The sequence below is a fragment of the Luteimonas qiangzhengi genome, assembly GCF_039548515.1.
GTDB lineage: Bacteria > Pseudomonadota > Gammaproteobacteria > Xanthomonadales > Xanthomonadaceae > Luteimonas.
On record NZ_JBCLVE010000005.1, the window covers coordinates 58961 to 80451 of the forward strand.

The 21491-nt window shown below is 66.9% G+C and carries 22 protein-coding genes and 1 tRNA gene; 3 read left to right on the forward strand and 20 right to left on the reverse strand.

Going from position 1 to position 21491, the window contains the following annotated elements; all coding sequences use genetic code 11:
* Window positions 1-7 precede the first annotated feature (7 nt).
* The 8 genes from WCE59_RS04280 to ffh all read right to left on the reverse strand — a co-directional run bounded on the left by WCE59_RS04280 (window position 8) and on the right by ffh (window position 5217).
* Window positions 8-409, reverse strand: coding sequence for an RNA-binding S4 domain-containing protein (locus tag WCE59_RS04280; RefSeq protein ID WP_343257479.1), 402 nt, complete (start codon window positions 407-409; stop codon window positions 8-10).
* Window positions 406-690, reverse strand: a complete 285-nt coding sequence (locus WCE59_RS04285; protein ID WP_343257480.1) for a hypothetical protein — start codon at window positions 688-690, stop codon at window positions 406-408. The genes WCE59_RS04280 and WCE59_RS04285 overlap by 4 nt, the downstream gene beginning before the upstream one ends.
* Before the next feature lie 123 nt (window positions 691-813).
* Window positions 814-1302, reverse strand: a complete 489-nt coding sequence (gene rplS / locus WCE59_RS04290; RefSeq protein WP_343257481.1) for a 50S ribosomal protein L19 — start codon at window positions 1300-1302, stop codon at window positions 814-816.
* A 124-nt stretch (window positions 1303-1426) separates the two neighbouring features.
* A complete protein-coding gene (gene trmD, locus WCE59_RS04295; protein WP_343257482.1) occupies window positions 1427-2176 on the reverse strand; it encodes a tRNA (guanosine(37)-N1)-methyltransferase TrmD in 750 nt (249 codons plus the stop codon).
* 2 nt (window positions 2177-2178) lie between these two features.
* Window positions 2179-2700, reverse strand: coding sequence for a ribosome maturation factor RimM (gene rimM / locus WCE59_RS04300; protein WP_343257483.1), 522 nt, complete (start codon window positions 2698-2700; stop codon window positions 2179-2181).
* A gap of 38 nt (window positions 2701-2738) precedes the next feature.
* On the reverse strand, window positions 2739-3008 hold the full coding sequence (gene rpsP, locus WCE59_RS04305; protein ID WP_343257484.1) for a 30S ribosomal protein S16: 270 nt from the start codon (window positions 3006-3008) through the stop codon (window positions 2739-2741).
* A gap of 107 nt (window positions 3009-3115) precedes the next feature.
* Window positions 3116-3847, reverse strand: a complete 732-nt coding sequence (locus tag WCE59_RS04310) for an aminotransferase class IV (protein ID WP_343257485.1) — start codon at window positions 3845-3847, stop codon at window positions 3116-3118.
* On the reverse strand, window positions 3847-5217 hold the full coding sequence (ffh, locus tag WCE59_RS04315; RefSeq protein WP_343257486.1) for a signal recognition particle protein: 1371 nt from the start codon (window positions 5215-5217) through the stop codon (window positions 3847-3849). Before ffh ends, WCE59_RS04310 begins: the two co-directional genes overlap by 1 nt.
* A gap of 102 nt (window positions 5218-5319) precedes the next feature.
* Between ffh and WCE59_RS04320 the strand changes: the two genes are divergently transcribed.
* Window positions 5320-6105, forward strand: coding sequence for a cytochrome C assembly family protein (locus tag WCE59_RS04320; RefSeq protein WP_343257487.1), 786 nt, complete (start codon window positions 5320-5322; stop codon window positions 6103-6105).
* A gap of 6 nt (window positions 6106-6111) precedes the next feature.
* Here WCE59_RS04320 and WCE59_RS04325 read toward each other — a convergent pair whose 3' ends face one another.
* The 9 genes from WCE59_RS04325 to WCE59_RS04365 form a co-directional block, all read right to left on the reverse strand.
* On the reverse strand, window positions 6112-7248 hold the full coding sequence (locus tag WCE59_RS04325) for an alanine racemase (protein ID WP_343257488.1): 1137 nt from the start codon (window positions 7246-7248) through the stop codon (window positions 6112-6114).
* A gap of 69 nt (window positions 7249-7317) precedes the next feature.
* On the reverse strand, window positions 7318-8730 hold the full coding sequence (gene radA, locus WCE59_RS04330) for a DNA repair protein RadA (protein ID WP_343257489.1): 1413 nt from the start codon (window positions 8728-8730) through the stop codon (window positions 7318-7320).
* Between the two features lie 108 nt (window positions 8731-8838).
* Window positions 8839-8914 (reverse strand) — tRNA-Thr (locus tag WCE59_RS04335).
* A 30-nt stretch (window positions 8915-8944) separates the two neighbouring features.
* Window positions 8945-9895, reverse strand: coding sequence for a 4-hydroxy-3-methylbut-2-enyl diphosphate reductase (gene ispH / locus WCE59_RS04340; RefSeq protein WP_343257490.1), 951 nt, complete (start codon window positions 9893-9895; stop codon window positions 8945-8947).
* A 54-nt stretch (window positions 9896-9949) separates the two neighbouring features.
* A complete protein-coding gene (gene lspA, locus WCE59_RS04345; protein ID WP_343257491.1) occupies window positions 9950-10462 on the reverse strand; it encodes a signal peptidase II in 513 nt (170 codons plus the stop codon).
* Window positions 10453-13263 (reverse strand): isoleucine--tRNA ligase, encoded by a 2811-nt coding sequence (ileS, locus tag WCE59_RS04350; protein ID WP_343257680.1) that lies wholly within the window; start codon window positions 13261-13263, stop codon window positions 10453-10455. Before ileS ends, lspA begins: the two co-directional genes overlap by 10 nt.
* 56 nt (window positions 13264-13319) lie before the next feature.
* Window positions 13320-14279 (reverse strand): bifunctional riboflavin kinase/FAD synthetase, encoded by a 960-nt coding sequence (locus WCE59_RS04355; RefSeq protein ID WP_343257492.1) that lies wholly within the window; start codon window positions 14277-14279, stop codon window positions 13320-13322.
* Window positions 14280-14308: 29 nt separating this feature from the next.
* Window positions 14309-15853 (reverse strand): murein biosynthesis integral membrane protein MurJ, encoded by a 1545-nt coding sequence (murJ, locus tag WCE59_RS04360; RefSeq protein WP_449284110.1) that lies wholly within the window; start codon window positions 15851-15853, stop codon window positions 14309-14311.
* Between the two features lie 53 nt (window positions 15854-15906).
* Complete coding sequence (locus WCE59_RS04365) at window positions 15907-16029, reverse strand: hypothetical protein (protein WP_343257494.1); 123 nt, start codon at window positions 16027-16029, stop codon at window positions 15907-15909.
* Window positions 16030-16068: 39 nt separating this feature from the next.
* Between WCE59_RS04365 and rpsT the strand changes: the two genes are divergently transcribed.
* Window positions 16069-16341, forward strand: coding sequence for a 30S ribosomal protein S20 (gene rpsT, locus WCE59_RS04370; RefSeq protein WP_343257495.1), 273 nt, complete (start codon window positions 16069-16071; stop codon window positions 16339-16341).
* A gap of 133 nt (window positions 16342-16474) precedes the next feature.
* Here rpsT and cgtA read toward each other — a convergent pair whose 3' ends face one another.
* The 3 genes from cgtA to rplU form a co-directional block, all read right to left on the reverse strand.
* Window positions 16475-17521 (reverse strand): Obg family GTPase CgtA, encoded by a 1047-nt coding sequence (cgtA, locus tag WCE59_RS04375; RefSeq protein WP_343257496.1) that lies wholly within the window; start codon window positions 17519-17521, stop codon window positions 16475-16477.
* 132 nt (window positions 17522-17653) lie between these two features.
* Entirely contained in the window at window positions 17654-17914 is a 261-nt protein-coding gene (gene rpmA, locus WCE59_RS04380; protein ID WP_343257497.1) for a 50S ribosomal protein L27, read from the reverse strand.
* A 12-nt stretch (window positions 17915-17926) separates the two neighbouring features.
* A complete protein-coding gene (rplU, locus tag WCE59_RS04385; RefSeq protein WP_343257498.1) occupies window positions 17927-18247 on the reverse strand; it encodes a 50S ribosomal protein L21 in 321 nt (106 codons plus the stop codon).
* 276 nt (window positions 18248-18523) lie between these two features.
* Here rplU and uvrA point away from each other — a divergent pair, with 276 nt between their 5' ends.
* Window positions 18524-21484: an excinuclease ABC subunit UvrA gene (gene uvrA, locus WCE59_RS04390; protein WP_343257499.1), complete on the forward strand. Its 2961-nt coding sequence runs from the start codon at window positions 18524-18526 to the stop codon at window positions 21482-21484.
* The last annotated feature ends 7 nt before the right edge of the window (window positions 21485-21491 follow it).

Here is a 21491-nt window from a genome sequence, read left to right on the forward strand (position 1 = left end):
TTTTGACCTACGAAGCGTCGATGTCGCCCAGGGCGCGGATCAGGCGTCGGGCACGCTTGTCAGGGCGCTGTTCCGGAGGGCGGTAGCCGGCACGTTCGGCGCGAAGCTGGGCCAGGCGTTCAATCCGGGTCCGGCACGATTCCTCGGACTCGACATACAGCGTCTGCGCAATCTTCGCCGGCCCCCGGGTGTCGGACAGGTCGGCCACCTGGATCTGGAAGACTTCCTCGCCCCGCTCGACCTGCAGCATGTCTCCCACGCGCACCGGGCGCGCGGGCTTGTTGGCACGCTGGCCGGCGATCTCCACCTTGCCGGTTTCGATCGCCTGCTTGGCTAGCGCCCGGGTCTTGAAGAACCGCGCCGCCCACAGCCAGATATCCAGGCGCACGGATTGCAGGGGCTCACTCACGGGAGCGGTATCGGGTTACGCGGCCGGTTCAGCGGCACCCGCACCTCGTTCGCCTCGCGCCAGGCGCGGGCGCACCGCTGGCTCACGTGCTGGCCACGCAGGGCTCGCGCCTCATTCCCCGGAGCTCCCGCGGCAATGGGCTGCTCGCGCGCTGCGCGGTATTCCCGTTCACACAGGAAATCGATGTTGTCAGCATCCTGCATCGCCATCTCATCTCCCGTCGCGCAACCTGCTGCAAGCAGCACGGCCAGCATCGGAATGGAAATTCGCGGGACAATCATCAGGCTCTCTCCTGCCCGCCGGGGGATCCGGCTGCGGGTCCATGGTAAGGGACCAACGCCAAAAGGCCCGCTTGCGCGGGCCTCTGGCTATTCCCGATCCGCCGTTTCCGGCGGTGGGAGCACTTACTCTGCGGCGGTTTCCGCGGCAGCGGCTTCAGCAGCTGCTGCATCGGCGCTGGCCTTCTCGGCAGCGGCCTTGGCAGCCTTGACGTCCTCGCGTGCGCGCTCGTTACGGGCGCGGGCACGGGCGGACAGGTCTTCCTTGATGCGTGCCTTGCGGCCTTCCAGGCCACGCAGGTAGTACAGCTTGCTGGCGCGGACGGCGCCGCGGCGCTTGACTTCAAGCGAGTCGATCAGGGCGCTGTGGCTCTGGAAGACGCGCTCCACGCCGAAGCCGTGGGAGATCTTGCGCACGGTGAACGAGGAGTTCAGGCCGGCATGCTTGCGGGCAATGACCACGCCTTCATAGGCCTGGATGCGCTCGCGGTTGCCTTCCTTGACCTTGACGTTGACCACGACGGTGTCGCCGGGGCCGAATTCGGGGAGCTGACCCTGGACCTGCGCGGTCTCGAAGTCCTGCAGGAGGGTGCTGATGGACGATTTGGTGTTCATGGCAATGGCCTGTTGGTGTAGTTGTAGGCGTGGTGCACGTGGACGCACGCTCTTGGCTTGGATTGCAAAACAAAACAGCCCGCTATTATAACCTGGATCTTGCTTGACAGATCAAGCCCGGTATTCAGGCGCTGCCGGATGCATCAGTCGCCACCCGGGCGGCGAGGAAACGACGGTCCGCGTCGTCGAGGCTGGCCGATTCAAGCAGGTCCGGACGTCGCTCCAGGGTGCGCAACAGCGCCTGCTGACGCCGCCATTTGTCAATTTCCGCATGATTTCCCGACAACAGCACTGGCGGCACCTCGCCGAGCTCATGCGTGACAGGCTTGGTGAAGTGCGGCCAATCCAGCAGGCCGCTCTCGAAGCTGTCCTGCTCGGCGGAGTCCGCATCGCTGAGCGCACCCGGCTGCAACCGGGCCACGACGTCCACTACGACCGCAGCGGCCAGCTCGCCACCGGACAACACGTAGTCGCCGATCGAGAGTTCTTCATCCACTTCGGCCCGCACCAGACGTTCATCGACGCCTTCATAGCGGCCACACAGCAGCATCAGGCGCTTGCGCCCGGCCAGCTCGCGCACGCCGGCCTGGTCCAGGCGGCGTCCCTGGGGGCTGAGGTAAACCAGTGAGACCGGCTCCGGATCCGCGGCGCGAGCGGCGGCGATCGCCGCACGCAGCGGGTCGATCATCATCACCATGCCCGGCCCGCCGCCAAACGGACGGTCGTCCACCCGGCGATAGTTGCCTTCGGCATAGTCGCGGGGATTCCAGCCATGCAGCGTCAGCAGCGCCCGCTCCACCGCCCGACCGGTCACGCCAAAGCCGGCGCAGGTCTGGATGAAGTCGGGAAACAGGCTGATGACGTCGACGCGCATGTTCAGAAGTCCGGGTCCCAATCGACCACCATGCGCCTGGCATCCATATCGATGCTGGTGACGAAATCCGGGCGCACGAACGGAATCATGCGTTCGCGCCCATCGGCGCCATCGCGCACCACCACCACGTCGTTGGCGCCGGTGGCAAACAGGTGCGAAACCACGCCAAGGGCCACGCCATCGACGGTTTCCACCGCCATGCCTTCAAGGTCGACCCAGTAGAACTCGCCTTCGGTAGGCGGCGGCAGCACCGAGCGCGGCACATGGACTTCGCTGTCGCGCAGGGCCTGTGCGGCATCCCTGTCGTCCACCCCGGGGATCCTGATCACCAGGCCTTTCGCGGTCTCTCGGCCACGCACGCCGGACAGTTCGCGCTCATTGCCCTGCGCATCGCGCAGGATCCAGGGCTGGTAACGGAGCACCTGCGTCAGCGGTTCGGTGTGCGACTCGAACTTGAGTTCTCCGCGCACGCCAAAAGCGCCGATCACCCTGCCCAGCAGGATTCGACGTTCGGAATCATTCATAGGGAAAGACGGCCGCGCACGTGGCGCGGCCGGAGGAGTCAGGCCGCGGCCTGCTCGGTCTGCGGAGCCTTTTTGGCTTCCTTGTACAGCGAGCGCACCTTGTCGCTCATCTGCGCACCCTGGCCAACCCAGTGCTCGACGCGGCCGGTGTCCAGCACCACGCGCTGTTCGGCGCCGGCGGCGACGGGGTTGTAGTAACCCAGGCGTTCGATGTTGCGGCCGTCGCGCGCGCTGCGCGAGTCGGTGACGATGATGTGGTAGAACGGACGCTTCTTGGCGCCGCCACGGGTCAGTCGGATCTTGACCATTTCGGGATTTTCCTGTGTTGCCCAGTCGCCAGGACGGCGAGGTAAGCGGGCAAGTGTAATCCATCCCCTGCCCGTGGGAAAGTGCCCGCAGCGAAAATTCCTGTGGTTCAGAGCAGGTCGCGGGGAACGGCCACAAGCAGGCGGCGCAGCGTAGCCCCTGTCAGGGCATCGCCGGGGAACACATGGGCATCGATGGCGGCGATATCGCCAATACCCGATGAGTTGAGCGCAAAGGCCGCGCTGAACCGGTCCAGCGAAGCCATGTTCACCGCTTCGCACCGCTGCGGCATTCCAGCCTGATCCAATGCCGCGCCCAGGAGCTGCCGGGTGACCCCGGTCAGCGCTGGAGCGTCGGGCCAGACCAGGGATTCGCCGTCCCAGAAGGCGACGTTCCAGAACGTGCCCTCGCTGATGCGGCCGTCGGGCGCCAGCAGCAGGGCGTCGTCGAACCCGGCCTCCCGCGCCTGCGCACGCGCTTCAAGCTGGAAATCAAGCGCCAGGTGCTTCACGGAAGGGACGGAACGCAGGCCCGGATGCGTGCGCACCCGCAGCGGCGAAGAAGGCGGCTCGCGCGGCGGCTCGATGTCCACTTCGATGCGATGCGGCGGCAGCACCCGGACCCTGACGGTGCAGTCGCCCGTCTCCAGCGAAGCGGCCGCAAGCGCCTCGCGGATACGCTTTTTCAACACAGGCCCGTCAACAGACCTGTCGGAGTTGGCGCCGTACAGATTGCGCGAAGCCGTCCGCAGCCGGGCCAGGTGCAGCTCCAGCCCCTGAACGCCACCAGCCCTGACCTGCATGGTGGTGAAGTGGCCGGCTTTGGCCGCCTCCCCGTCCATCAGCGGAACGGCATGCCCCCGCGCCCGCCCATCATGCCCTGCAGGCCGCGCATCATGCCCTTCATGCCGCCGCGGGCCATCTTGCCCATCATTTTTTCCATCTGCTGGTACTGCTTCATCATCCGGTTCACATCGGCCGGGGTCACCCCGGCACCGGCGGCGATGCGCTTGCGGCGCGAGCCGTTGAGCAGGGTCGGATTGCGCCGCTCCTTCTTCGTCATCGAATTGATGATGGCGATCATCTGCGGAACTTCCTTGCCCTGTTGCACCTGCTGCTTGACGTGGTCCGGGATGTTGCCCATGCCCGGCAGCTTGTCCATCAGGCCGGAAATGCCGCCCATGTTCTGCATCTGGCCGAGCTGTTCGCGCATGTCGTTGAGGTCGAACTTGCGACCCTTGGCGACTTTCTCCGCCAGTCGCGTAGCGGCGTCCTTGTCGACCTGCTGCTCGACCTGTTCGACCAGGCTGAGCACGTCGCCCATGTCGAGGATGCGGCTGGCCACGCGCTCGGGGTGGAACACGTCCAGGCCGTCGGTCTTCTCGCCGGTACCGATGAACTTGATTGGCTTGCCGGTGATGTAGCGAACGGACAGCGCCGCGCCGCCGCGGGCGTCACCGTCGGTCTTGGTCAGCACCACGCCGGTCAGCGGCAGCGCTTCGCTGAACGCCTTGGCCGTGTTGGCCGCGTCCTGACCGGTCATGGCGTCGACCACGAACAGGGTTTCGACCGGATCAACCGCGGCGTGCAGCACCTTGATCTCGGCCATCATGGCTTCGTCGATCGCCAGGCGGCCGGCGGTATCGACGATCAGCACGTCCACGTAGGATTTGCGCGCATCGTCGATGGCCGCGCGGACGATGGCTTCCGGCTTCTGCCCGGCATCGGACGGGAAGAACTGCACGTCCACCTGTTCGGCCAGGGTCTTGAGCTGCTCGATGGCGGCCGGACGGTACACGTCGGCGCTGACCACCATCACCTTCTTTTTGTGGCGTTCCTTGAGGTGTTTTGCGAGCTTGCCGACGGTGGTGGTCTTGCCCGCGCCCTGCAGGCCGGCCATCAGGATCACCGCCGGCGGCTGCACGCTCAGGTCCAGCCCGCTGGCCTGCGAGCCCATCACCGCGGTCAGCTCATCGCGCACCACCTTGATCAGGGCCTGGCCCGGGGTCAGCGACTTGAGCACCTCCTGGCCGACCGCACGCACCTTGATCCGCTCGATCAGGGCCTGCACCACCGGCAGGGCCACGTCGGCCTCCAGCAGGGCAATGCGGACCTCGCGGGTGGCCTCGCGGATGTTCTCCTCGGTCAGCCGGCCGCGCCCGCGCAGGCGCTCCATGGTGCCGGACAGGCGCTGGGTCAGGGATTCGAACATCGGGAATCAGCTCTCGGAACGGGCCGGAGATTATAGCCCGCCACCCTCGCCGTCCCATGCCTGCGCACCCCCGACCGGTCCGGCATGTGAGAAACTGCCCTGATGACATCCGTTCTCATTGCCGTAGCGCTGTACCTGCTCGCTGCCGGACTGCTGGTCCGCAGGGTGGCGCATGGACGCCAGCCGGGGACTTCCGGCTGGGGCCCGCCGGCAGTGGCCGCCGTGGTGATGCACGCCTTCTACCACGTGCTCACGTGGCGCGAAGTCGGCGGCGCGGACCTGCATTTCTTCTCGGCCATGTCCCTGGTGTGGCTGGGCATGGCGGCCCTGACCGTAATGGTGGGCCTGCGCGGACGGCTCGGCGCCTTGGGTGTGATCGTGTTTCCGCTGTCCGCAGTGGCGGTGACCCTCTATGCCAATACGCCCCATGTCGGCCACCCGGCGCTGGACTGGCGGCTGCAGCTGCATGCCTGGTTTGCGCTGCTGGCCTACGCCACCCTGGCGGTGGCGGCGCTGCTGGCCGTGCTGCTGTGGGCCCAGGAGCGCGGGCTGCGCCTGCGTGAATTCCGCAACTGGCTGCGCGCCCTGCCGCCGCTGACCGCGCTTGAGTTCCTGCTGTTTCGCACCATCACTGCGGGCTTCGTGTTGCTCAGCGCCACGCTGCTCACCGGCATCCTGTTCGTGCACGACTTTTTCGCCCAGCACCTGATCCACAAGAGCGTGCTGAGCATCCTGTCGTGGCTGGTATTCGGCGCACTGCTGCTCGGCCGCTGGCGCTACGGCTGGCGCGGTGCACGGGCGGTCAGCTGGACGCTGACCGCGATGGCGCTGCTGGTGCTGGCGTTTTTCGGCAGCAAGTTCGTGCTGGAGCTGGTACTCCAGCGCTGAAGCGCCTTACCAGCCGTTGACGCGCGGCCAGACGGCCTCGATCGCGGTACCACCGTTGACCACGTGGTAGCAGTCGTACGCGGCGGCGGTGATGCAGGCGTGGTTGGGCAGGATCAGCAGGCGGCGCCCAATGGGAAAGCCCGCGTGCTCAATGGCGTCGACGCTGCGGATGATGCCGTGCTCCTGGGAAACGCCGTGCACGTACAGGCCGTCCATGACGATGCCGCTTTCCGCATCCGCAACCAGGCCGTACCCGCAGTCTCCAGCCGCACCCAGGGCCTGGGTGCTGGTGTCCTTGCTCAGCGCCAGCGCGCCGGCGTCGATCACGATCTGGCCGCGCTCGGGGTGGTTGCCGATTACCGTGGCCAGCACGCCAAGGGCGATGTCATCGCGGCGGCAGCTGCCGATGCCGGCCTGGTACAGGTCGAAAAACACGTACACGCCTGCGCGCACTTCAGTCACGCCCTGCAGGTCACGGGCGTGCACCACTGAAGGCGTGGAACCCAGGCTGACACTGGGACAATCGTGCCCCGCTTCGCGCAGCCGGGTCGCGGCCGCCGTCACTGCCGTGCGCTCCTGCTCCGCCACGTCGGCGTGCTGGTCCGCGCTGCGCCCGGCGTAGGAGTGACCGCCGTGGGTGAACACACCGGCCAAACCGCTGCCGTTGGCGACCGCTGCCGCGATGTCATCGAGCTGCGGGGCGTCCGGCGCGATGCCCGAGCGCCCGTCACCACTGTCGATTTCAATCAGCGCCTGGAACCGCACGCCAAGGCGTTCGCCCGCCAGGCCGATCTCCCGGGCGGCTTCGAACGAGTCCACAGCCAGCAGGATGCGCACGCCGCGCTGCTGCAGCGCGGCCACCCTGTCCAGCTTCTGCGGTGCGATCGCCACGGCGTAGAAGATGTCGGTGAAGCCGGCTTCGGCGAAATACTCCGCCTCGCGCAACGTCGATACGGTCACCGGATCGGCAGGGTCGACCATCCGCGTGGCCACTTCGACACTTTTGCAGGTTTTCAGATGCGGTCGCAGGGTGACGCCAAGCTGCGCGGCGCGATCCCGCATGCTGCGGATGTTGGCTTCCATGCGTGCGCGATCGAGCACCAGCGCCGGCGTATCAAGCTGTTCGAGTGTGTCTGCCTGCATTTTTCCCACGCGTGTGCCTACGGAACAGCGAGCATAGCGCGCATCCGGGTTCGCTCCGGGCAGGGTCGATCACGCGACTTCCAACGCCTCAGACAGCCGCTCCACTGCGATCACCTCCAGACCCTTGAAGGCACCCGACTTCGGCGCATTGCCCTTCGGCACGATGGCGCGCTTGAAGCCGTGGGTCGCCGCCTCGCGCAGCCGCTCCTCGCCGTTGGGCACCGGGCGGATTTCCCCGGACAGCCCCACCTCGCCGAACGCGACGGTCTTGTCGGCCAGCGGCTGGTCGCGCAGCGAGGACAGCACCGCCAGCAGCACCGGCAGATCCACTGCGGTTTCCTGCACGCGGATGCCACCGACCACGTTGACGAATACGTCCTGGTCGCCCACCGACACGCCGCCGTGCCGGTGCAGCACCGCCAGCAGCATGGCCATGCGGTTCTGCTCCATGCCCACCGCCACCCGGCGCGGATTGGACAGCGGCGAGGAATCCACCAGCGCCTGCACCTCCACCAGCAGCGGCCGGGTGCCCTCGCGGGTCACCATCACGCAGCTGCCGGGCTGCTTCGACGCCCCGGACAGGAAGATCGCCGAAGGGTTGGACACCTCTTTCAGCCCCTTGTCCCCCATGGCGAACACGCCCAGCTCGTTGACTGCCCCGAAGCGGTTCTTGAACGCGCGCAGCAGCCGGAAGCGGCTGCCGCTCTCGCCTTCGAAGTACAGCACCGCGTCGACCATGTGCTCGAGCACGCGCGGCCCGGCGATCCCGCCCTCCTTGGTCACATGGCCGACCAGGAACACAACCGTGCCCGTCTCCTTGGCATAGCGCACCAGCCGCGCCGCGGATTCGCGCACCTGGCTGACCGAGCCCGGCGCTGCGGTGAGCGACTCCGTCCACAGGGTCTGCACCGAATCGGCCACCAGCAGCTTTGGCTTCAGCTCCACCGCGTGGCGCAGGATCGATTCAATCCCGGTCTCGGCAAGTGCCATCACCCCGTCCAGCTCCAGGTCCAGGCGCGCTCCGCGTCCGGCCACCTGGGCCAGCGACTCCTCACCGGTGACATACAGCGGCGGCAGCACCGGGGCCAGCCGGGTCACCGCCTGCAGCAACAGCGTTGACTTGCCAATGCCCGGATCGCCGCCCACCAGGATCACCGCCCCTTCCACCAGGCCCCCACCCAGCACCCGGTCCAACTCGCCGATGCCGGTGGATATCCGCGCATCCTCGCTGTGGCGCACGTCCTTGAGCGCAGTGACCTTGGGCGCATCCGCCTTGCCGGCCCAGCCCGCGCGGCGCGTGGCCGGCCCACTGGCGCCCTTGCCGGCGGCCGGCTCCACCACGAATTCGCTCAGCGTGTTCCAGGCGCTACATTCCCCGCACTGGCCCTGCCACTTGGAGTGGTCAGCGCCGCACTCGGTGCAGACATAGGCGATCTTGGCCTTGGAGGCGGAACGCACGGATTTGGCGGCAGGCTGGGACATGGACGACACCGGATTGGACTGGCAGTCACTCTAGCTGCCCCCGGTCGCACACGGGGAGACCCTGCAAGAACAAAAAACCCGCGCCGGTGAGGGCGCGGGCCTGAAAAATGGTGCCGTTGAGAGGAGTCGAACCTCCGACCTACTGATTACGAATCAGTTGCTCTACCAACTGAGCTACAACGGCGTTGGGGATGCGATTCTATCCCGTGTCCGCTCAGTCCACCAGCTGTACGCGCAGTTCCCTGGGCAGCGCGAACACCATGTTCTCCGGTTCGCCGTCCAGCTCGCGCACGCTGGTGGCGCCCAGCTCGCGCAGACGGTTGAGCACGCCCTGCACCAGCACGTCCGGAGCCGAGGCGCCGGCGGTGACCCCGATGTGGCTGCGCCCGTCCACCCAGCCCGGATCGATCTCGTCCGCGCCATCAATCAGGTACGACTCCACGCCGTCGCGCTCGGCCAGTTCGCGCAGGCGGTTGGAGTTGGAACTGTTGGGCGAGCCCACCACCAGCACCAGGTCACAGACCCGGGCCAGCTCGCGCACCGCATCCTGGCGGTTCTGGGTGGCGTAGCAGATGTCGTCCTTCTTCGGCCCCTGGATGGTCGGGAAGCGCACCTGCAGGGCTTCGATGATTCCGCGGGTATCGTCCACCGAGAGCGTGGTCTGGGTGGTGTAGGCCAGGTTATCGGGCTGGTTCGGCTCCAGCAGGGCCACGTCAGCCAGCTCCTCGACCAGGTAGATCTCACCGGTGCCGGCTTCACGCTGCCACTGGCCCATGGTGCCTTCCACTTCCGGATGGCCGGCGTGGCCGATCAGCACCACGTCACGGCCGGCGCGGCAGTTGCGCGCCACTTCGAAGTGGACTTTGGTGACCAGCGGGCAGGTGGCGTCGAACACCTTCAGACCCCGGCGGTCGGCCTCGGCGCGTACCGCCTGGGGCACCCCGTGGGCGCTGAAGATCACCGTGTTGCCGTCCGGCACCTCGTCAAGCTCCTCGACGAAGATCGCGCCGCGCTGCTTGAGGTCATCGACCACGTAGCGGTTGTGCACGACCTCGTGGCGCACGTAGATCGGCGCGCCCAGGGTCTCGATGGCGCGCTTGACGATCTCGATGGCGCGGTCGACGCCCGCGCAGAAGCCGCGGGGGTTGGCAAGGACAATATCCATGCGGCCAATTCTACCCTTCGCGGTTCCCGGTTACCTGACGGAAGCCGGGCGCTGTTACTTGGGATCGGGCTTTTTGGCGCCGATGATGCCGAACAGGGCGATGCCGATTGCACCGCCCACAATGGCCGCATCGGCCACGTTGAACGCCGGCCAGTAGTAGTCCTGCCAGTGCCACTGGATGAAATCCACCACGTGGCCGTGCAGCTGGCGGTCGATGACGTTGCCGATCGCGCCGCCGATCACCAGCGCGAACGGCAGCGCGGTCTTCCAGTCGCTGCGCGGGGTGCGGGCCATCCACCAGGCCAGCACGGCGCTGATGCCGAAGGCCAACACGGTGAAGAACCACTTCTGCCAGCCGCCCTGCCCCGCCAGGAAGCTGAACGCCGCCCCGGTGTTGTAGGTGCGGTACCAGTTCCAGAAACCCTCGATCACCGGCACCGCGGTGTATTCGGGCAGGCTGGTGAGCACCCACCACTTGGTCAGCTGGTCGATCACCAGCACCAGCACCGACACCAGCAGCCACGGCAGCGCATTGGGTTTGACGGCGGGCGTTGGCGTCAGAACCATTGGCGATCCTCGCCCGGGCCTTCGATATTGGACACGCAGCGGCCGCAGATCTGCGGGTGCTCTTCGTGGCTGCCGACGTCGGCGCGGTAGTGCCAGCAGCGTCCGCACTTGGGCTTGCCAGACGGTTTGGCAACAATGCCCGGCTCAGCCGCTCCCCCACCGCCCTCGATCGAAACGTCACCGCTGATCAGCAGGAAACGCAGTTCATCGGCCAGCGGCGCCAGCCAGTCGCCGGTGGCGTCATCGCAGCGCAGGGTGATCTCTGCCTGCAGCGCGGCGCCGATTTCCCCGCTGGCGCGCATCGGCTCGAGCACCCCCGCGACCCGCTCGCGCAGGTCCAGCAACCGGTCGAAATCCTGCGCCGACAGGGCGGCGTCGGCCGGCATCGGTGCCAGGCCTTCGTACCAAGTGGCGAACAGCACGTTTTCCGCACGCGGGCCGGTGTCGGTCTGCGCCGGCATGTGCTGCCACATTTCTTCGGCGGTGAAGGCCAGGATCGGCGCGATCCAGCGCACGAAGGCCTCGGTAATCCGGTACATGGCGCTCTGCGCGCTGCGCCGACCGCGCGAGTCTTCGCCCATGGTGTACAGGCGGTCCTTGGTCACGTCCAGGTACAGCGAGCCCAGGTCCACGCTGCAGAAGTTCGACAGCGTCTGCACGATTTCGGGGAAGTCGTAGCGCGCGTAGGCGGCGGTGATCTTCTCCTGCAGCAGGTGGGCGCGGTGCACGATCCAGCGGTCCAGCGCGACCATGTCGTCCAGCGGGCGCAGGTGGGCGGTGGGGTCGAAGCCGTTGAGGTTGCCCAGCAGGAAGCGCGCGGTGTTGCGGATCCGGCGATAGGCATCGGAACCGCGCTTGAGGATCTCGTCGGACACCGACATCTCGTGGCGGTAGTCGGCCGCGGCGATCCACAGGCGCAGCACATCCGCGCCCATCGCATCCATCACTTTCTGCGGGGCGATCACGTTGCCCAGCGACTTGGACATCTTGCGCCCGGCTGCGTCCACCGTGAAACCGTGGGTGAGCACCTGGCGGTACGGCGCCACCCCGTCCATGGCCACGCCGCTGAGCAGCGAGGACTGGAACCAGCCGCGGTGCTGGTCGGAGCCTTCCAGGTACAGGTCCGCCGGCTTGCGCAGGCCGTCTTCCGGACGCTGGGCCAGCACGCAGGCATGGCTGACGCCGGAATCGAACCACACGTCGAGGATGTCGGTGACCTTCTCGTAGCGGGCGCCCTCCTCCGCGCCCAGCAGTTCAACCGGATCCAGCGCGTACCAGGCGTCCACGCCCTCGCGCTCGACCCGTTCGGCCACCTTGCGCATCAGCTCGGCCGAATCCGGATGCGGCTCGCTGGTGTCGCGGTCCACGAACAGGGCAATCGGCACGCCCCAGTAGCGCTGGCGCGAGATGGTCCAGTCCGGGCGATCGCCCACCATGCCGGCGATGCGCGCGCGGCCCCAGTCGGGGACCCACTGCACGTTCTCGATTGCGGCCAGCGCGTCGCGGCGCAGATGGGCGTGGTCCATGGAAATGAACCACTGCGGGGTGGCCCGGAACGCCACCGGCGTCTTGTGCCGCCAGCAGTGCGGGTAGCTGTGCTTGAGGTCCTGGTGGACCAGCAGGCTGCCGCCCTCGCGCAGGGCCTCGACAATCAGCGGGTTGGCCTTCCAGATGTGCAGGCCGGCGATAACCGTGTCGGCAACAGGCGCGGTCGCGTCCAGGTACACGCCGCGGGCGTCCACCGGGTTGAGTTCGGCAGCAGCGTAGCGGCCGTTGATGCCGTACTGCTGGCCCACCGCGAAGTCTTCCTGGCCGTGGCCGGGGGCGGTGTGCACGGCGCCGGTACCATCCTCGGCCGAGACGTGATCGCCCAGGATCAGCGGAATATCGCGCTGCGCATAGAACGGATGCTGCAGCAGCATGTTTTCCAGCGCCTGGCCCTTGGCATGGCCAAGCACCTGCAGCGTTTCCACGCCATAGCGCTTCAGCGCGCCCTCGGCCAGCGCTTCCGCCAGTACCAGCAGCTGCGGCTGGCCGTCACGCGCCGGGCCTTCCACCAGCACATAGTCCAGCTCCGCACCCAGGGAGACCGCCAGCGAGGCCGGCAGGGTCCAGGGCGTGGTGGTCCAGATCGGCACGGCCACCCGGGTGTCCGCAGCGATGACGGCGCCAAAGGCCGCGGCCATGGCCTGGGGGTCCTGGGCCAGGTAGGCCACGTCGATCGCCGGCGAAGTGCGGTCGGCGTATTCGATTTCCGCCTCGGCCAGCGCCGACTGGCAATCGAAGCACCAGTGCACCGGCTTGAAGCCGCGCACCACGTGGCCGCGCTCATGGATCCGCGCCAGCGCGCGCAGCATGTCCGCCTCGTAGCGGAAATCCATGCTGCGGTAGGGGTTGTCCCAGTCGCCGATCACGCCCAGGCGCTTGAAGTCCTGACGCTGCAGTTCGATCTGCTCGCCGGCGTATTCGCGGCACTTCTGGCGGAAGGCGGCGGCGTCGAGCTTCTGCCCAACCTTGCCGAACTTCTTTTCCACCGCGTGCTCGATCGGCAGGCCGTGGCAGTCCCAGCCGGGCACGTACGGCGCGTCGAAGCCGGACAGCAGCTTCGACTTCACGATCATGTCCTTGAGCACCTTGTTGACCGCGTGGCCAATATGGATCACGCCGTTGGCATACGGCGGGCCGTCGTGCAGGACCCACGTGGGCCGGCCCTTGGCGTGACTGCGGATCTGGCCGTACAGACCCTCTTCTTCCCAGCGCGCCAGGGTCTGCGGCTCGCGCCTGGGCAGGTCCCCGCGCATCGGGAATTCCGTGGCCGGGAGCAGGATGGTGGACTTGTAGCGATTGGGATCGGGACTCACGCGCAGGCCTGTCGGGAAGGTGTGGATTGCAGGATCTGGCGCGCCTGGACGGCGTCGCGATCCATCTGCGCGACCAGGGTCGGCAGGTCGGGGTATGTTTCCTCGTCGCGCAGCCTGGCGACGAATTCAACTTCAATGCGACGACCGTACAGGTCGCCTTCGAAATCAAAAAGATGGGCTTCCAGCAGCGGCTCCACACCGCCCACGGTGGGCCGGGTACCGAAGCTGGAGACCGCAGGCCAGCAGCGGCCGTCATCCGTCGCCCCGTGGACCCGGGTGGCATAGATGCCGCCCAGCGCCGGCACCTTGCCGCCGAAACGCAGGTTGGCGGTGGGAAAGCCCAGCGTGCGCCCCAGCTGGCGCCCGCGCACCACCCGCCCGGAAATGGCATAGGGCCGGCCGAGCATGCGCGATGTCGTATCAAAATCACCCGCCGCCAGGCAGGCGCGGATGCGGGTGCTGGAAATCCGCTCGCCATCCAGCAGTACCGGCGCGATTTCACCGGCCTGGAAACCGTGTTCGGCACCTTCGCGACGCAGTGAATCCAGATCGCCGCTGCGGCGGTGGCCAAAGCGGAAGTCCGGCCCCACCCACACTTCGGATACGCGCAGCCGCTCAACCAGCACGCGGCGCACGAAATCCGCCGCGGACATGGCCGTGAACGGCGCGTTGAAGCGCAGCAGTCCCACCAGGTCCACGCCAAGGTCGTCGAGCCCTTCCACCTTGGCGCGCGGCAGCATCACCCGCGCGGGCGGCTCGGCCGGGGCGAAGTACTCACGCGGCAGCGGCTCAAAGCCCAGCGCCACCGCCGGCACCCCGAGCACGCGCGCACGCGCCACCGCATGGCCCACCAGCGCACGATGGCCAAGATGCAGCCCGTCGAAAGCACCAATGCAGACCACGCTGCCGTGCGGGCACAGGAGCCCGCCGTCGACGTCGCGAAAGAGCCTGATCATATGAACCGCCCAGTATACCGGTGCACCCGCTACAACCGCAGATGCCGGGGCCGCAGGCCGCAGGCGAACATCGCCACCCCATAGGTGACCCCGCCGGCCGCCACGATCAGCAGCAGCCAGCCCACCCGCAGCTGCCACGCATCCATCGCCACCCACTCGCCCACCCAGCCGCGCAGCGCCAGCACCGCTGCCGCCATGGCAATGCACGCCAGCAGCAGCCGCAGTGCGAACGCACCCCAGCCCGGCAGCGGCCGGTACAGTCCCGCCCGGCGCAGGTAGCGCCACAGCAGCAGCGCGTTGATGATTCCCGCCAATCCCGTGGCCAGCGCGATTCCACCGTGCGCCCCCTGCACGCCGTTCAGCCACAGCGGCGTGGTGATGACCACCGTCAAGCCGACGTTGGCAACCACCGTCCAGATGGCCGCGCGCATCGGCGTCCTGGTGTCCTGGCGCGAGAAGAACGCCGGCGCGAGCACCTTGCTGAGCATGAATGCCGGCACGCCCAGGCTCATCGCCGACAGGCTGATCGCAGCCATCCGCGCATCGAACGGGCTGAACTGACCGTAGTTGTAGACCGTGGCCACGATGGGCTCGGCCAACAGCAGCAGTCCCAGCCCCGCCGGCACACCGGCCAGCAGCGCCATCCGCAGCCCCCAGTCCAGCGACTGGTTGTAGCCCTCCGGATCTCCCGCCGCATGGCGTCGCGACAGGTGCGGCAGGATCACCGTGCCCAGCGCGACTCCAAACAGACCCAGCGGAAATTCCACCAGCCGGTCGGAGTAGTACAGCCACTCCACGCTGCCGGCAGCCAGCAGCGAGGCGAAGGCGGTGCCCACGATCAGGTTCACCTGGGCCACCGAGGAGGAGAACAGCGTCGGCAGCATCAGCCGCCCCACCTTGCGCACCTCGGGATGGCGGAAACCCATCCGCAGCCGCGGTCGCAGTCCCAACCGCCCCAGCGCCGGCCACAGCAGGGCCAGCTGCAGGAAACCCGCGATCAGCACGCCCCAGGCCAGCCCCTGCGGCGGCACGTTGAACCTGGGCGCCAGCCACAGCATCGCGGCGATCATGGTCAGGTTGTGCAGTACCGGAGTGAACGCCGGCAGCGCGAAACGGCCAAACGTGTTCAGCACCGACGCCGCCAGCGACATCATCGAGATGAACAGCAGGTACGGGAACGTGATGCGCAGCATCTGCCCGGTCTGGTGCAACAGCTCCGGATCGTCCAGCCAGCCCGGCGCAAACAGCCGCGCCAGCCACGGGGCCAGCATCACCCCGATTCCGCAGACCACCAGCACCACGGCACACAGGGCACCCGCCATGTGGTCGATGAAATCCTTCAGCGCCGCACGGTCACCCTTCTCACGGATCTCGTTGAGCACCGGCACGAAGGCCATCGCCATCGACCCTTCCGCGAAAATCCGGCGCAGGAAGTTGGGAATCCGGTAGGCCACGATGAATGCGCCAATCGCGCCACCGGTGCCGAACAGGGTGGCCTGGAGCATGTCGCGGGCGAAGCCGGCAATCCGCGACAGCAGGGTCATCGCGCTGAACACCGCGGTCGAGCGCAACAGGCCCGCGCCCCTGGATTTACCTGCCGGCGCGGCCGGCGCCGGGTCGGGCGCGCTCATGCCAGCACCCCGCCTAAACGGGCGGTGTTGACCCAAGCCACTGAATCCCCCATAATTTCCTGCTCGCTTGTCTTTTCAATCGGGTCGTCAATCACGGCCCCGCCTTCGGGCTGCGTCATTGGACGCGCCTGACCACCCAAAGTTTTCAGGATTCCACCGTGGCCAACATCAAATCTTCCAAGAAGCGCGCCAAGCAGGCCGTCGGGCGCAATCAGCGCAACAGCAGCCAGCGCTCGCAGCTCCGCACCGCCGTGAAGAAGGTCATCAAGGCGCTTGACGCCAATGACGCCGCGGCCGCACAGGACGCCTTCAAGTCCGCCCAGCCGCTGCTTGACCGCTTCGGCGCCCGCGGCCTGATTCACCGTAACAAGGCGGCCCGTCACAAGAGCCGTCTGAGTGCCCGCATCAAGGCGCTGCAGAGCGCTGCTTGAGGCAACGCGCACCGCATGACTGAAAAGCCCGGCTCCGGCCGGGCTTTTTCGTGCGTGCCCTTCTTGAGTACGACACTCCTGGTTGCGAGGCGCCTGATTGCGAGACGCCCGGCCGCCATGGGCGGCAGGCATCTCAGTCGGCATCCTGCTGCGCATCGATCCGCGCCTGCTCATCCAGCCGGTCCAACTCGGTCTGGACCTTGAGCATCACCTCGCGGGTGCCCTCGTGCGCCAGCCCGGACACCAGGAACCACGGCTGATCCCAGCCGAGCTCGGAAATCATGCGGGCCGCTTCTGCCTGGGCGTCGGCCGGATCCATCAGATCGGCCTTGTTGATCAGCAGCCAGCGCGGCTTGTCCAGCAGTCCGGCGTCGAACTTCTCCAGCTCGTGCTCGATCGCCCGCACCTGATCGACCGGATCGCCACCGTCCAGCGGCTGGATCTCTACCAGGTGCAGCAGCAGCCTGGTGCGCTGGATATGGCGCAGGAACAGCGCCCCCAGTCCGGCACCATCGGCGGCGCCCTCGATCAGTCCCGGAATATCCGCCACCACGAAGCTGCGGTGCGGCTCAACGCTGACCACGCCCAGGTTTGGATACAGGGTGGTGAACGGGTAGTCCGCCACCTTGGGCGTGGCTGCGGAAACGGCGCGGACCAGAGTGCTCTTGCCCGCATTGGGGAAGCCCAGCAGGCCGACATCGGCCAGCAGCTTCAACTCCAGCTTCAGCACCCGCTCCTCGCCCGGCTCACCCAGCGTGGACTGGCGCGGCGCACGGTTGATAGAAGTTTTGAAATGGATGTTGCCCAGCCCGCCCTTGCCGCCGCGGGCCACCAGCAGGCGCTCCTGATCGGCGGTCATATCACCGATCACTTCGTCGGTATCCACGTTGGTGACCACGGTGCCCACCGGCACGGTGATGACGAGATCCTCGCCCCCCTTCCCGTACTTCTGCTGACCCATGCCGCCTTCGCCCTTGCGCGCCTGGAAGCGGGTCTGGTGACGGAAGTCGACCAGGGTGTTGAGGCTTTCATCAGCGACCAGCCACACGCTGCCGCCGTTGCCGCCGTCACCACCATCAGGCCCACCCTTGGGAATGAATTTCTCGCGCCGGAAGCTCACGCAGCCGTTGCCGCCCTTGCCGGCCAACACGGTGATTTCAACTTCGTCGACGAGTTTCATTGGATGGATTCGTGGTTATGGGTGCGGGAAAACTGAGCCTGGCGTGCCTGGACAAGTTTAACTGTTTGCCGCCGGGGAAAAGAAAAGCCCCGCAAGGTGCGGGGCTTTCGCTTGCACGATTGACGCAGCGCCTCAGGCGTCTGCGACCACGCTCACCGTGCGGCGCTTGTTGGCGCCCTTGGTCGTGAACTCCACCTTGCCGTCTACCAGCGCAAACAGGGTGTGGTCACGGCCGAGGCCAACGCCGCTGCCCGGATGGAACTTCGTGCCGCGCTGGCGGACGATGATGTTGCCGGCCTCGATGGCCTGGCCGCCATACATCTTCACGCCGAGGAACTTCGGATTCGAGTCGCGGCCGTTGCGCGAGGAACCTACGCCTTTTTTCTGTGCCATGGCTGCTTCTCCTTACTTGCTGTCGCCACCGGCAATGCCGGTGATCTCGATTTCGGTGTAGTACTGGCGATGCCCCTTGCGCTTCATGCTGTGCTTGCGGCGGCGGAACTTGATGATCCGGACCTTGTCGCCGCGACCGTGGGACACAACCTTTGCGGTGACGGTTGCGCCGTTCAGCGCATCGCCAACCTTGATGCCATCGCTGTCGCCCAGCATCAGGACGTTGTCGAAGGTGATCTCGTTGCCCTCTTCGACTTCCAGCTTTTCAACGCGGAGCGTTTCGCCCTGCGCCACGCGGTACTGCTTACCGCCGGTGACCATGACTGCGTACATGTGGAGCCTCTCGTAGATGTTCGATTCTGTAGTTATTATTTGATCTGCCGGCCTCTTTCTGACAGACAGGAGCGGAATTGTAGGGGATCCGGTGATTTCGGGTCAACTGGCCGCAACCACGCCGCAGTCCGTGGGACAGCCCCGCGTCAGGCTTGCACAGGGGTGGGCATTCCGCCGTTTGCCCCCATATCCATGGCTCGGTAGGCTGATTGATTGCCTGATCGCCCCTCCCCCACCCGCCCGGCCCACCTGCCGGGACAACTCCGGATCTTCCCGATGGCGTTGGACTACATCCGCATCCGCGGTGCCCGTACCCACAATCTCAAGAACATCGACATCGAGCTGCCGCGCGACAAGCTGATCGTGATCACCGGCCTGTCCGGTTCAGGCAAGTCGTCGCTGGCGTTCGACACAATTTACGCCGAAGGCCAGCGCCGGTACGTCGAGTCGTTATCCGCCTATGCCCGGCAGTTCCTGAGCGTGATGGAAAAGCCGGACATCGATCATATCGAAGGCCTGAGCCCGGCGATCTCGATCGAGCAGAAATCGACCTCGCACAATCCGCGCTCCACCGTCGGCACGATCACCGAAATCTACGACTACCTGCGCCTGCTGTACGCGCGGGTGGGCCTGCCGCGCTGCCCGGACCACCACTATCCGCTGGAAGCGCAGACCGTCAGCCAGATGGTTGACCAGGTGATGGCGCTGGGCCAGACCGCGGAAGGCGCTGAACGGCGCTGGATGCTGCTCGCCCCGGTGGTACGCGGGCGCAAGGGCGAACACGCCCAGGTGTTTGAACAGCTTCGTGCCCAGGGTTACGTGCGCGTGCGGGTGGACGGCGTGGTGTACGAGATCGATGCGGTGCCCACGCTGGCACTGCGCCAGAAGCACACCATCGAGGCGGTGATCGACCGGTTCCGCGTACGCGAGGACATCCAGCAGCGCCTGGCCGAATCGTTCGAAACCGCGCTCAAGCTCGGCGACGGCATGGCCGAGGTGCGCCCGCTGGATGACGACGGCGCCGAACCCCTGCTGTTTTCATCGCGCTACAGCTGCCCTGTGTGCGATTACGCCCTGCCGGAGCTGGAACCCCGGCTGTTTTCGTTCAACTCGCCCGTGGGCGCCTGCCCCGGCTGCGATGGCCTGGGCATGAGCGAATTCTTCGACCCGGACCGCGTGGTGGTGCATCCGGAGCTGGGCCTGGCAGCCGGTGCGGTGCGCGGCTGGGACCGGCGCAACCACTATTACTTCCAGCTCATCGCCTCGCTGGCCAAGCACTACGGTTTCAGCGTGGACACGCCGTGGAACGAGCTCACCGAAGAAGCGCGGCAGGCGGTGCTGCACGGCAGCGGTGAAGAGAAGATCAGCTTCACCTACATCACCGAAGGCGGCAGCCGCAGCCAGCGCAGCCACCGTTTCGAAGGAATCCTGCCGAACCTGGAGCGCCGTTACCGCGAAACCGAATCGGCGGCGGTGCGGGAAGAGCTGGCCAAATACATCAGCGAGCGCGCCTGTCCCGAGTGCGAAGGCGCGCGCCTGAACCGCTCGGCCCGCAACGTACTGGTGGCCGAGCGCCCGCTGTCGGACCTGGTGGTGCTGCCGATCGGCGATGCGCTGGCGTTCTTCAGCACGCTGAGCCTGCCCGGCTGGCGCGGCGAAGTGGCCGACAAGATCCTCAAGGAAATCCGCGAGCGGCTGAACTTCCTGGTCGACGTAGGCCTGGATTACCTGAGTCTGGAGCGCAAGGCGGACACCCTGTCCGGCGGCGAGGCCCAGCGGATTCGCCTGGCCTCGCAGATCGGCGCCGGCCTGGTAGGGGTGATGTACGTGCTCGACGAGCCTTCCATCGGCCTGCACCAGCGCGACAACGCGCGCCTGCTCGACACCCTGGTGCGCCTGCGCGACCTGGGCAACACGGTAATCGTGGTGGAGCACGATGAGGACGCCATCCGCCAGGCCGACCACATCGTCGATATCGGTCCCGGCGCCGGCGTGCACGGCGGCGAGGTGGTGGCCCAGGGAAGCTTCGAGGACATCCTGGCCGAGCCGCGTTCGCTGACCGGGCAATACCTCTCCGGCGCGCGCAGCATCCGGATCCCCGAGCGCCGTCACAAGGCGAACCCGAAGATGCAGCTGCACCTGCGCGGTGCCACCGGCAACAACCTCAAAGGCGTGGACCTGAGCATCGCTTCGGGGCTGTTCACCGCCATCACCGGCGTGTCGGGATCGGGCAAATCGACCCTGATCAACGACACCCTGTACAAACTGGCCGCCAACGAAATCAACGGCGCATCGCACAAGCCGTCGCCCTACCGGGAAGTCGAGAACCTGGACCTGTTCGACAAGGTCGTGGACATCGACCAGTCGCCGATCGGGCGCACCCCGCGCTCCAACCCGGCCACCTATACCGGCCTGTTCACCCCGCTGCGCGAGCTGTTTGCCCAGGTGCCGGAGTCGCGCGCGCGCGGCTATTCGCCCGGGCGGTTCTCGTTCAACGTGCGCGGCGGGCGCTGCGAGGCCTGCCAGGGCGATGGTTTGATCAAGGTGGAGATGCACTTCCTGCCCGACGTCTACGTGCCCTGCGACGTGTGCGAAGGCAAGCGCTACAACCGCGAGACGCTGGACATCCTCTACAAGGGCCACAGCATCCACGACGTGCTGGAGCTGACCATCGAGGCTGCGCTGGAACTGTTCACTCCGGTGCCCACGATCGCCCGCAGGCTGGAAACCCTGATGGACGTCGGCCTGGGCTATATCCGCCTGGGCCAGCCGGCGACCACGCTGTCCGGCGGCGAGGCGCAGCGTGTGAAGCTGTCCAAGGAGCTCTCGCGCCGTGATACCGGCCGCACCCTGTATATCCTCGATGAGCCCACCACCGGTCTGCACTTCCACGACATCGAGCACCTGCTGGCGGTGCTGCACAAGCTCCGCGACGACGGCAACACGGTGGTGGTGATCGAACACAACCTTGACGTGATCAAGACCGCTGACCGGGTGATCGACCTGGGTCCGCAGGGCGGACACCGCGGCGGAATGATCATCGCCCAGGGCACGCCGGAAGAAGTGGCCGTGGTGCCGGAGTCTTACACCGGCCACTTCCTGGCCAGGATGCTGGGCGACGCGACACCGGGCACCACGCCCGCCGCCCAGCCCGATCCCGCCCGCTTTGCCAGGCCGGTGAGCAAGAAAAGCGCCGCCCGCAAAAAAAGCGCGACCAGCAAGCGCGCCAGCAGCTGAGGACCCA